This window comes from Spirosoma radiotolerans, assembly GCF_000974425.1.
In the GTDB taxonomy this organism is placed as follows: domain Bacteria; phylum Bacteroidota; class Bacteroidia; order Cytophagales; family Spirosomataceae; genus Spirosoma; species Spirosoma radiotolerans.
The window spans coordinates 1,779,617-1,791,530 of sequence record NZ_CP010429.1 but is presented as its reverse complement, the minus strand read 5'-3'; the positions used below and the strand labels follow the sequence as shown (position 1 = coordinate 1,791,530).

11 protein-coding genes are annotated in these 11,914 nt (G+C 50.1%); 8 read left to right on the top strand and 3 right to left on the bottom strand.

Features of this window, described 5'->3' with window-relative positions:
• Positions 1 to 12: 12 nt before the first annotated feature.
• Positions 13 to 357, bottom strand: a complete 345-nt coding sequence (locus SD10_RS07055; RefSeq protein ID WP_046376306.1) for a DUF4260 domain-containing protein — start codon at positions 355 to 357, stop codon at positions 13 to 15.
• Between the two features lie 251 nt (positions 358 to 608).
• Positions 609 to 1,472, bottom strand: coding sequence for a sugar phosphate isomerase/epimerase family protein (locus SD10_RS07050; protein WP_046376305.1), 864 nt, complete (start codon positions 1,470 to 1,472; stop codon positions 609 to 611).
• A gap of 231 nt (positions 1,473 to 1,703) precedes the next feature.
• Between SD10_RS07050 and SD10_RS07045 the strand changes: the two genes are divergently transcribed.
• The 8 genes from SD10_RS07045 to SD10_RS07010 all read left to right on the top strand — a co-directional run bounded on the left by SD10_RS07045 (position 1,704) and on the right by SD10_RS07010 (position 10,194).
• Entirely contained in the window at positions 1,704 to 2,852 is a 1,149-nt protein-coding gene (locus SD10_RS07045) for a glycoside hydrolase family 5 protein (protein ID WP_046376304.1), read from the top strand.
• A 252-nt stretch (positions 2,853 to 3,104) separates the two neighbouring features.
• A complete protein-coding gene (locus SD10_RS07040) occupies positions 3,105 to 4,268 on the top strand; it encodes an outer membrane protein assembly factor BamB family protein (RefSeq protein WP_082111543.1) in 1,164 nt (387 codons plus the stop codon).
• Positions 4,269 to 4,459: 191 nt separating this feature from the next.
• Positions 4,460 to 4,978 carry an RNA polymerase sigma factor gene (locus SD10_RS07035; protein WP_046376302.1) on the top strand — a complete coding sequence of 173 codons (519 nt, stop codon included), beginning with the start codon at positions 4,460 to 4,462 and terminating at the stop codon, positions 4,976 to 4,978.
• Positions 4,962 to 5,741 (top strand): HEAT repeat domain-containing protein, encoded by a 780-nt coding sequence (locus tag SD10_RS07030; RefSeq protein ID WP_046376301.1) that lies wholly within the window; start codon positions 4,962 to 4,964, stop codon positions 5,739 to 5,741. Before SD10_RS07035 ends, SD10_RS07030 begins: the two co-directional genes overlap by 17 nt.
• Positions 5,742 to 5,859: 118 nt before the next feature.
• Positions 5,860 to 6,639, top strand: a complete 780-nt coding sequence (locus SD10_RS07025) for a DUF4097 family beta strand repeat-containing protein (RefSeq protein ID WP_046376300.1) — start codon at positions 5,860 to 5,862, stop codon at positions 6,637 to 6,639.
• A 24-nt stretch (positions 6,640 to 6,663) separates the two neighbouring features.
• Positions 6,664 to 7,362, top strand: coding sequence for a DUF4097 family beta strand repeat-containing protein (locus SD10_RS07020; protein ID WP_046376299.1), 699 nt, complete (start codon positions 6,664 to 6,666; stop codon positions 7,360 to 7,362).
• A gap of 232 nt (positions 7,363 to 7,594) precedes the next feature.
• The gene (ggt, locus tag SD10_RS07015) at positions 7,595 to 9,337 is read left to right on the top strand and encodes a gamma-glutamyltransferase (RefSeq protein ID WP_052731103.1); all 1,743 of its coding nucleotides are present in this window, start codon (positions 7,595 to 7,597) and stop codon (positions 9,335 to 9,337) included.
• A 218-nt stretch (positions 9,338 to 9,555) separates the two neighbouring features.
• Positions 9,556 to 10,194 carry a YciE/YciF ferroxidase family protein gene (locus SD10_RS07010; RefSeq protein ID WP_046376298.1) on the top strand — a complete coding sequence of 213 codons (639 nt, stop codon included), beginning with the start codon at positions 9,556 to 9,558 and terminating at the stop codon, positions 10,192 to 10,194.
• A gap of 77 nt (positions 10,195 to 10,271) precedes the next feature.
• On the opposite strand, the gene SD10_RS07005 is transcribed toward SD10_RS07010, so the two are convergent.
• Positions 10,272 to 11,855, bottom strand: a complete 1,584-nt coding sequence (locus SD10_RS07005; RefSeq protein ID WP_046376297.1) for an amidase family protein — start codon at positions 11,853 to 11,855, stop codon at positions 10,272 to 10,274.
• Between the last annotated feature and the right edge of the window lie 59 nt (positions 11,856 to 11,914).

Genomic DNA, 11,914 nt, shown 5'->3' with positions numbered 1-11,914 from the left:
CGCGCTCGTGGCTTATAAGGCTCCCAGGCTCGTGTGCTTGAAGCTATCGGAGTACTTCAGTCCGTAGCCCATCATCCGGTCCATGCTCGAATGGGCAAAAAGGATGATGCCCGCCAGCATCAGGGTTTGGTTACCCATCATCAAGCCCAGTAACCCGATGATGATACCCAGGCCTTTATGATGGGCAATATTGTATAAGACAGCTCCAATGGCTGGATTGACCAGGTAGCCAATCATGCTGATGTCGGGAGTCAGGATCAGGGCGGGAAACCACCACCAGGCAAAATTCAGGCGGGAGAACAGATAAATAGCGGCCAGAAACTGGATAAATTCTTCGGACTTCAAGAGCGTTTTCATGTGCTTGTTCGTGATTTAGTACATGACAAAGGTCCGGCCTAATGGCCACCTGGCTGCTGACGAAGAATGCAAATCGAGTGACCAATTGCGAAAATCTAAACAAAAACGACCGCCAATCAGACGATTAGCGGTCGTTTTTGTTTAGATTTTCACTCCACCGGATTGAAACCCGTTACAATGCATTGTACGTGAAGTCAGCTCCCTAAAGCTGACTTCACGTAACGGAACTACTCTTACGGCAACGAGATCATTTACTCCTTCAGGCTTTTCAGATACGCAATGCTTTTGGGCATTTGTTCGTACTCTTTATTACTCTCATCCTCGATATAATAATGCTTAACGCCCGCTTTTTTGGCCAAGCGTATAATCTCGGGAATGTTTACCTGGCCATCACCCAGCGTAACATCGTTTTCGGGAGGTGTACCGCCGGTAAGATCGCCTTTCACTCCTTTCTTAAGGTCTTTCAGGTGCATGAGTTTGTAGCGATTGCCGTATTTTTTCAGTAACGCTACAGGATCCGCCCCGCCGTGTTGCGCCCACAGAATGTCCATTTCGAAGGAGACATAAGCAGGGTTAGTATTTTTGACGATGTAATCATACAACGTACCATCTTCATAGGGATGGAACTCGTACCCGTGGTTGTGGTAGCAAAACGTCAGGCCATTTTCTTTCAGCACCTTGCCCACCCGGTTGAAATCCTCGACGGCTTTTTTGGCATTGTCGAGGCTAAAATTGCCCTTCTGGTGAGGAATCCAGGCAACCATGACAAACGAAGCACCTAACTCCTTCGCTTTGTTAACGGCATCCATCGGGTCTTTCACAATCTGCTCGTAACCCGAGCCCGTGGCCGAAATTTTGATGCCTCGCTCATCACACAGTTTTTTAAACTCCGCACCGGTCATTCCTTTTGGCGCACCACCTTCCATGTCGGTAATGCCCAGCGCTTTAATGGTATCCAGGGTAGCAACGACGCTTTTGGGGAAACTAGCCCGGTAAGTATATGACTCAACGCCAATTGGGAAGGTATACAACGGCTTGCCTTTCTGCGCAAAGCTATCGGTCATAGCTAAAGCTATTGTCGTTGCAAAACACAACGAGAAAACGGTTTTTTTCATGGTTATCAACGTTTCATTTTTAACTCCCGGTCTCTTCCTGGGTGTACCAAAAATGCTGGACTCATCCTATAAGACGGCGGCACCCTGAATTTTACTTACTAGGCTCAACTATCTCATTGCTCGTCTGGAAACGCTCACTCCAGTAGCCCGCTTACTGGAATCAGGTTATTTCCTTTACGGTTGGGCACTCCATTTATAAGTAGATTGCTCCATTGACAGGCTCTTTTTGTCATGCAACGAAGGACGTTTATTCAGAACACAGGTGTGCTTACGGCGGCCCTAACCACAGCCGGACCGGGGCTATTGGCTTCGTCGCCCCAGCAAACAGCGGCCAAAAACAAACTACCCAAATGGAAAGGCTTCAACCTGTTGGACTTCTTTTCGCCTGATCCGTCTAAGAGTCGGCGGGCGACGCAGGAAGATCACCTGAAGTGGATGCAGGACTGGGGCTTCGACTTCGTTCGGCTCCCAATGGCGTATCCCTATTACCTCAAGTTTGACCGGAGCCGGAACATCACCCCCGACGAGGTTTATCAGATTGACCAGCAAGCCGTTGATCAGATCGACCAGTTGGTTTCGCTGGCCCATAAGCACAACCTGCATATCAGTCTGAATCTTCACCGGGCACCCGGCTACTGCGTGAATGCGGGCTTTAATGAGCCCTACAACCTCTGGACCGATAAGGCTGCCCTCGATGCGTTCTGCTTCCACTGGAACATGTGGGCCAAACGATACAAAAATGTATCGTCGAAAAAAATCAGCTTCGATCTGCTGAACGAGCCCAGCATGCGGGCCGACATGAACGATCAGCATTCCAAACGCAGCAGCGTTCCCGGTGAGGTATACCGACAAGTCGCACTAGCCGCTTCCGAAGCCATTTGGAAAGAAAACAAAAGCCACCTCATCATTGCGGATGGCAACGATACGGGTTCGTCCGTAATTCCCTCCATTACCGACCTCAACATTGCCCAAAGCTGCCGGGGCTATAATCCGGGCATTATTTCTCACTACAAAGCGCCTTGGGCCAACAAAGACCCCGATCACTTGCCCGAACCCAAATGGCCGGGACAAGTGGGCGATAAATACCTGAGCCGGGCCATGCTGGAAACCTTCTACCAGCCCTGGATCGAGTTGGTCAACAAAGGCGTAGGCGTTCATTGTGGCGAATGCGGTTGCTGGAACAAAACGCCCCACGATGTTTTTCTGGCCTGGTTTGGCGATGTACTAAACATCCTGTCGACCAACGGCATTGGCTTTGCCTTATGGGAGTTCATCGGTGACTTCGGCATTCTAAACTCGGGCCGCTCCGACGTATCCTATGAGGATTGGCATGGGTATAAGTTAGACAGGAAACTGCTGGATTTGATCAAAAAAATGTGAATCCAGGCACGTTGCTACGGAAAGTAGTCATTCATTACCGAAACTCCTCTATTGACTTAATCCCGGCTAAACCCGCTTTTTGTTGGTATTAAATACGCATCCCTAAAAAGGCGTCTTCTGGCCAGAAGACGCCTTTTTAGGGATGCGTATTTAATGATATGTAACATAAAAACAGCCTATAAAATACATTTTGATATATATTATTAGTCCTTATAGGTACATTGCTATACGTAACTGACTTTAATTACTACTATGAGAAGGTACACAAACCAACTGCTGAGTGCACTGATTCTACTTTTGGCCCTAACCGGCTGTATTCATCCAGTTTACACAACATCAAGTCACACTGTTTTTATTAGTTCTGATAATGGCACCTTACAGGCGCTGAATGCCAAAACAGGCAAAGCAAAGTGGCAATGTAAATTAGGGAAGGTACAGGTCAACGCGGCACCGATCGTATCGGACGGACTCGTTATCATGACCACTTCCGAAGAAGCAGCCATTCTGGCCTTCGACGCAACTACAGGAAGCCTAAAATGGAAGAAAGCGCTTCCCGACGGACTTATTTTCTCGGCCAGGATAACCGATAAAACCATTTATGCTTTAGCCACCAACAAAGCTTTCTGGGACTACTCGGACAAGAACTTCACGACATTATATGCTTTGGATATGAGCACGGGTAATCTGAAATGGTCTTTCCAGACAGGGAGCCAGCCAACCTGGGCCGCATTGTCGAACACCGACGAAAATTGTCCTTTAGTGTGCAAAGGCACCGTTTATTTTGGCGGAAGCGATGGCTTATTTTACGCAATCAATGCTGAGAAGGGCACGATAAAATGGACTTATTCAGCCGGGGTTTCGTTTTATTCAAGCCCGGTTTGTGTCGATAACGTCGTGTACATTGGTGATGCCAATGGCTCGCTTTTAGCCCTCGATGATTCGACAGGAAAACTAAAATGGCGGGTCCATGACTCATACACGATTCATGCGGGTATAGCAACCGATAATAAACACTTGTTCGTACCGTATGATGGCCCTGCTTCTGTGGCTGCGTACTCCCTCACTGATGGCTCGAAACGATGGTTATTTACACCCAGCACGTTTATTTCCTCAGCACCATCGGTTGCCAATGGGCTCCTTTATTTGAGTTCTGAAGATGGTATGTTCTACGCCATCGATACCTCCAGTGGCCTACCTAAATGGAAGACCCGGCTACTGGCATCGCAGATCACCGTGCCAACGGTTGTCAACAACACTATCTATGTAGGCGGAGGCAGGAATATGTATGCGCTGGATGCCAGTACGGGCAAACAAAAGTGGGCATTCTTTGCGGGCGGAAATGTGGTTAAGAGCGCCTGCATACAGACCCAGAACGGGATCGTTTTCCGTGGTCTGGGTGCTATCCAGCCGCAATAACGGATGACACCGCCCGCACAGAGGTAATCTGTTGGGCAACATCAAACAAAACGAAATAAATTTTATTGAGGGGACTAGTTTAGTTAACTAACTGTATATCAGTTACCTAAACTAGTCCCCTCATCATTTCTTTAAAAAGAAGTTCGAGTAGCCTGTAATGTTTACTCACCTTAGTCGTCTTTGTCCTTGAAATGGATCTACAAGCCTTCAAACAACGAATACTGCCTGTTCAGGGACGCCTTTTTCGGCTGGCGCAGTTGTTTCTACGCAACCGCGAAGAAGCCGAGGATACGTTGCAGGATGTCTTGCTACGGCTGTGGACAAATCGACAGCAGTTGGATACGTATCATAGCATTGAAGCGCTGGCGGTTCAAATGACCAAGAATATCTGCCTGGATAAATTAAAAGCCCATGCCCGGCAGAAAACCACCAACGGCCCCGACTTGCCCGATGTGCAAACGAATGATGTTTCGCCATATCAGCGAGTGGAATTTGCAGACAGTGCCGGGCTTATGTACCGGTTGATTGACGACCTACCGGATCAACAGAAGTTTATTCTTCACCTGCGCGATGTCGAAGAGTATTCGTTCGACGAGATTGAACAGGTAACGGGGCTCAGCATCAATAATATTCGTGTGATTTTATCGCGGGCCCGTCAACGTCTGCGTGACAATTACCTAAAAACCAATGATTATGAAGCAGGACATTGAAAAGCTGCTGGAACGATACTACGACGGAGAAACATCGTTGGCCGAAGAAAAGCAGTTACGCCAGTTTTTCCAGCAGGATAACATTCCGGCGCATTTGGAGAAGCACGCCCATCAGTTTCGCTACTTTGTCGATGCCCGAAACCAGCACCCGTCCCTGGCGTTCACCAACCAGTTAGCGGCTAAATTGAATCCACCTGAGGTCAGCCAATTCGGTCGTTTAACAACTTGGGGTTTGCGGTTGGCGGCCAGTGTGACATTGCTTATTCTCGGGTTCGCCGGGGGCATCGTTTACAACAACTGGCGTGCAGATCAGATCAATACACAAGTGGCCGATTCAGCGCCCGCCCTGGAAATGAAGAAAGTGCTGGCGTTCGAACAATTACCTAAAACGTCAGCCAGCGAACGCATTCAGGCGGTCAACCAGAGCTACGAACTCAGCCAGGCCGACCAGGCCATTACGCAGCTACTGATTAATACGCTGAATTTCGATGCCAACGTGAATGTACGCCTGGCTGCCTGCCAGGCCCTGGCCCGTTTCGAGAACGAGCCCGATGTGCGCGATGCTCTCATTCAATCCTTACGGGTTCAGACGGACCCCAATATTCAGATAACGCTGATCGAGATCCTAGTCGCCATTAAGGAGAAACGGGCGGTCATTGAGATGAAACGGCTGGCCCAGAACCAGCAGCTCCTCGACGTGGTGCGGCTGAAAGCCAAAGAAGGCATCAACCGATTGAGCCGAACACAAAACTCACCTTCATAAATCAGTCCCTGTACCAAACAGCTTCTAGCTGTTTGTGGAGCTAACCAAGTAAAAGGCATCACAGACAGCCAGAGGCAGTTGGGTACAATGCATAATTCACGAATCAAACCAACAAATCATGAACAGGATTCTTCTGTTAAGCGCCAGCTTTTTATGGAGCCTAACCACCCTTCAGGCCCAGGAGTACAAAACCAAACTGGCTAATGCCAAAGACCGGAAAGTAACCATCGAGATGGACGCAGCCTCGCTCAAAATTGAAGGCCACAACAGCGATGAGGTTATTATACTGGCTTCGTCGGGCTACGAGGCCCCACCCGAACGCGCCAAAGGCTTGAAACCGATTTACAACACAAACGTCGACAATTCGGGTATTGGTCTGGCCGTAACGGCCGAGAATGGTGGCTTGCGAATTGAAAAAGCGACCCGCAAACAAATCAAGTATACGATTAAACTGCCTCGTAAAGTGGCGCTACTCTATCAGGAAGTAAACTGGCAGGGATCGCACATTAGCATTACCAACATGGATGGCGACCTGGAGATTAAGACCAACAACGCATCCATTGACCTTACCAATGTAACCGGACCGGTTGTCGCCAATACGATCAATGGAGAGGTTAAAGTAGTGTACTCGACCTTAAGTCAGGAGAAACCAACCGCCATTTCGACGATAAACGGCCCGGTCGATATTACGCTGCCCGCCAACACCAAAGCCAATCTGAAACTCCGGTCGATCAATGGAGAAATGTACACGGACTTTGACCTAGGCGTAAAAACATCGAAAGATGGCATGTCGAAAGTTGGCGGGGGGCACGACATCGACGGCACCACAAACGGCGGTGGGGTTGAGATGCAACTCAAGACGATCAGCAGCAACATTTATATCCGGAAACAAAAGTGATTCACGTCTACCCGCTTCACGATCATGAACAAAAGCCTACTCCTGCTCCTGTTTGGATTACTCATCCGGCCGACCTTCGCGCAAAAGGTTATTGAAAAAACGTTACCCGTTACGAGTAGCCAGCTCGTAAATCTCAACCTGAAATTTGCCGACAGCATTCGGGTACGTTACTGGGACAAACCGACGGCCATGGTCCGAATTAACGTGACCATAAACGGCGGTAAACTCAATGACGCGCTAGTGGTCACCTCCGGTTCGACCGCCGAGGAAGTAACCCTCAAGACCGACTTTGATCAGGAACTCGTCAAGCAGGGTAAACCGGAAGATTGTCCTGACCAGCATCACTCCTGGAACAGCGGTCGGGATGGCACCCGATACACGTTATGCAGCGAGATCAATTACCAGGTATTCCTGCCCCGCCAGGCGCAATTGAAACTTGAAACCATCAATGGCAACATTGATATTCAGGGTGCTACAGGCCCTGTATGGGCCAAGACCATCAGCGGCTTTGTCGACATGAGCTGGCCAAAAGCAAAAGGAGCGAACGTAGCGATGAAAACCATTACGGGCGAGGTCTATTCGAACTTATCCATCGATTTTAAAAACAAGAAGGAAAAGAACCCCATTGTCGGCTACCTGCTCGAAGGAACGTTGAACGGCGGAGGGCCAGCGGTTCGGCTGGAGTCGATCAGCAACAACGTTTACCTGCGGGAGAACAAGTAGCGATCCTAAAAATTCATTTTCTGAAAAGAGGATTGTGCCAGCACAATCCTCTTTTTGTTTTCATAAAGGGCACCTTAGTCCTTGGTCCGTGAGGACACGGACCAGTTAAGAGCCAATCCATCAGACTCAGACCGCATTTTACCAAACAGATGTAGTATGTTTGGTTAGACACACCCCATAACCGACTTTCAGTAGCTGACGTCTCCTAAAACTGACTCGCTCAACCGCCTTCATGAATTATCCCAGCCTCTCTTTTTGTTTAGCCCTACTTCTGTTCGTCACCTCGTCTCTCAACGGCCAACCAACCGACAAAGGTGACCGGATCACGGGTCCTAATTTTGCTACGCGCAGCCCTGTACTGGCTCGTCATGGGATGGCTGCGACCAGCCACCCATTGGCAACGCAGATTGCGCTGGATATGCTGAAGCAGGGCGGTACCGCCGTCGATGCGGCTATTGCGGCCAACGCGGCCCTTGGCGTCATCGAACCGAATAACGGCGGCATTGGTGGCGACTTATTTGCCATTGTCTGGTCGGCCAAAGACCACAAACTGTATGGCCTGAATGCCAGCGGTCGCTCGCCGAAAGGGTTGTCGTATGATGCCCTGAAGACGGTGTTGGGAAAAAGGCCGCAAATTCCGCTCTACGGTCCGCTATCTGTGTCGGTGCCCGGCGCGGTGGATGGCTGGTTTACGTTGCATAAGCGTTTTGGCAAGTTACCCATGCAAAACCTGCTGGCACCCAGCATTCGCTATGCCCGCGAAGGCGTTCCTGTTCCGCAGGTGATTGCTTATTCGTGGCAGGTAGCCGCTGGCCGATTAGCCGCCAGCGAAGCCATTGTTCAGGAGTTTGATAATTTCCGCCATACGTTTCTACCAGATGGCAAAGCTCCCGTTGAGGGGCAGATTTTTCGAAATCCAGACCTGGCCGCTACCTACGAAAAAATAGCGAAAGGCGGACGGGATGTTTTCTATAAAGGAGCGGTAGCCGATGCCATTGATCGCTATGCCCGTCGGGTCGGCATTTATCTTCGAAAGGCTGATCTGGCTGCTCACCAGAGTACCTGGATTGATCCCGTCTCGACCAATTATCGGGGATATGATGTCCATGAATTACCCCCAAATGGGCAAGGAATTGCCGTTTTGCAAATGCTTAATATCATAGAAGGCTACGATCTGAAGGGCATGGGCCACAACAGCGCCGATTATTTACACCTGCTCGTTGAAGCGAAGAAGCTGGCTTTTGAAGACCGCGCCAAATATTATGCCGATCCTGATTTTGCCAAACCATCCATTAACTGGCTACTCACTAAAGACTATGCCGCTACCCGCCGGAAATTGATCAATCTTAGGAAAGCATCCAGCCGACTCGACGCCGGTGACCCGGCCCTGCGGGCTGGTGATACCGTTTACCTGACCGTAGCCGATGACCAGGGAAATATGGTGTCGCTCATCCAGAGCAATATGCTGGAATTTGGGAGTGGCATGGTTCCCGATGGCCTGGGGTTTGTCTTCCACAATCGGGGCACCAGCTTCAACATGCAACTGAACCATGCCAATGTCTACGCACCGGGAAAACGGCCCTTCTCGACCATTATTCCAGGTTTTGTCACTAAAAATGGCGAGCCTTTCCTCAGTTTTGGGGTTATGGGCGGAGCCATGCAGCCTCAGGGACACTTACAGGTGCTTTGTAACATCATCGACTTCGGCATGAACATACAGGAAGCGGGCGACGCTGCCCGATTTAGTCATTCGGGCAGTAGCGAACCCGTCGGCACACTTATGACCGACGGTGGCCGACTGGCACTGGAAAGCGGCATCTCGCCACAAGTCCGCCTTGAGCTGGAAAAACGAGGGCATCAGTTGGCTCCAACGGATTTTTTTGGTGGGTATCAGGCCATTCAGTGGGATGCTGTCAATCGGATTTATTGGGGCGCCAGCGAGATGCGAAAAGATGGCCAGGCGGCTGGCTACTGACCAACTCTTTAGTACACAACCAGACCTTACTAGAAACCCGGTAATCGACCTGTCAGAACTACAGGCCGACAATTAATCCCTGAATCAATTAAAACCCATCTCCAGGAGACCACCACTTAGTAAGTAATAAATTTAATGGCGTTAGATTCGTGAATTCTGGCATAGATTTAGCCACTTGTTCGTTTAATAAGCAATTTACATTAACTCAATTAAACGTTATGGCAGCTCTTGCAGATAGGATCGCGAGTTTTTTTAGTGGCAACGACTCTACCACCGACGAAGGATTACGGGACTTGTTTATCAGTGAATTGAAAAGCGTTTACTACAGTGAAAAGCGGGCCGTCGACGCCCTTGGCGATCAGGCAGAGGCTAGCACAACGGACGAAGTTGGGAATGCTTTTTTAGCGCACCAGGAGCAAAGTCGCATTCAGGTAGAGCGATTGGAAGAGATATTTAAAATTATTGGCATCAAAACCGAGACACGCACCGCCGATGCCATTGATGGACTGATCAGTGATGCCAAGCGCGTGGTGGCAGACACGGAATCGGGCTCCCTAACGCGGGATGCTGCCCTGATTATTGCAGCTCAGAAAATCGAACATTATGAAATTGCAGCCTATGGCTCATTATTGACGCTAGCCAAGATGCTCGATTTCAACCAGTCGACCGAGTTGCTGGCCAGGACACTGGAAGAAGAAAAAGAAACTGACAAAAAACTGACGATTCTGGCCGAGTCGTTCGTCAATACACGCTCAAAAGAAGAAGAGGACATGCACCCCGGCAGCCACCATGCAAGTCGCCACGTGGCGCATGGTGCGGATTCAAATGTTACGCTGGGTGGGCCACTCGGCGTATAAACAATACCTTATATGGTTAAGCAGAAGAGCCCGGTACTTGCCGGGCTCTTCTGCTTGAAATCCATACGGACATTCTACTACTGAACTATCCTATTCTTGTTCTTTTTCTTCGACAGAACCGGTGTGCTTTCGGGAGGTTGCCGATGGTGCGTAGCCTGCTCGTAGGCATAGGCTAATTTGATGAGTGTCGGTTCGCTATACGGTCGGCCGAAAAACTGCAAACCGGCGGGCAGGCTGCCATAGGTAAACCCCATCGGCACCGAAAAAGCCGGAAATCCCGTCGGTGGCGACAAGGCATTGTTGTTCGTGCCAGACGGTGTATTCAAATCCCCGATCAGGCGGGGCGGGTAGCTAAAGGATGGATACACCAGCACCTCGACCTGCGTTGAATCCATTGCCCGCAGCAATAATTGGCGCAGCCGTTCGCGTAAGGCCAGGTTCTTCCCCCACCCTTTATGGGCTTCGGGGGCCAGGGTATCGGCCTGGGCGTCCAGCAACGATTTTTCGAGATAGGGATGAAACTGCTTCGACTTTATAATAGATGCCAGTGTTTTATGCGGAGCATTGGGTCCCAGACTGGCCAGGTACAGATTAAAATCGCGTCTTAACTGCGGAATGGTATCAAAAGACTTGTTGATCGTATCCAGTTCAGGCACCCGAACCGAGTCGATCACGATAGCACCAGCCGCTCGAAGCTCATCCAACGCCTTGTTGAATAGAGCATACACCTGCGGATCCGAATTTTTCGGCATAATCATCTGCCGAAATACGCCAATACGCGCGCCTTTCAGCCCATTTTTGTCCAGGAACTGGCGGTACGTCTGGGGTATTTTTCCCTGACTCCGCCGGGTCACGGTATCGGCTTTGTCGTATCCCGCAATCACATCGAGCACGCGTACAGCGTCTTCCACCGTCCGGCAAATGGGCCCGCCAGTGTCGTTGGTCATGGCCAGCGGAGCAATTCCGTCGCGGCTAACGAGCCCCAATGTCGGGCGAAACCCAACCAGGCTTTGGTGAGACGCTGGCCCACGAATGGAGCTTCCGGTATCTGTGCCCAATCCGATGGTACCAAAATTAGCGGTTACGGCGGCTGCCGTTCCCCCACTCGACCCCGCCGTTGTTCGTTTGGTATCGTACGGGTTGCGCGAATAGCCCGGCAAAATGGAACTGACCGAAAACTGCCCCGACATGGCAAACTCCGCCAGATTCGACTTAGCAATAATGATCGCTCCCGCTTCCCGAATGCGCCTGATGACAAAGGCATCATCGGGTGGAATTGACTTCTTCATGGCCAGCGTCCCATTGGTGGTCGGCATGTCGTAGGTATCGTAATTATCTTTCACAATAATGGGAATTCCATGCAGCGGACCTACCAGTTTCCCGGTTGCTTTATAGAGCGAGTCGAGCCGTCGGGCTTCGGTCAGGGCTTTTGGATTCACCATGATGATGGCGTTCAGATACGGTCCCTGTTTATCATAAGCCTCAATTCGATCCAGGTACAGTTGAACCAGTTGCTCAGCGGTTACTTTACCGGCCTGCATGGCTTCGTGTAAACTGGTGATGGTCGCTTCCTGAAGGTGTTTGGCCTTGAACGACTGGGCTCCGGCCGGAGCGACACCTAGCACATAGATAGCAAAAAGACAAAGTAAGTATTTCTTCATTTAGCCGAATAAAGGATAACTTTACCCTCGTTACGATGATTGTTTGTCATAATAATAGC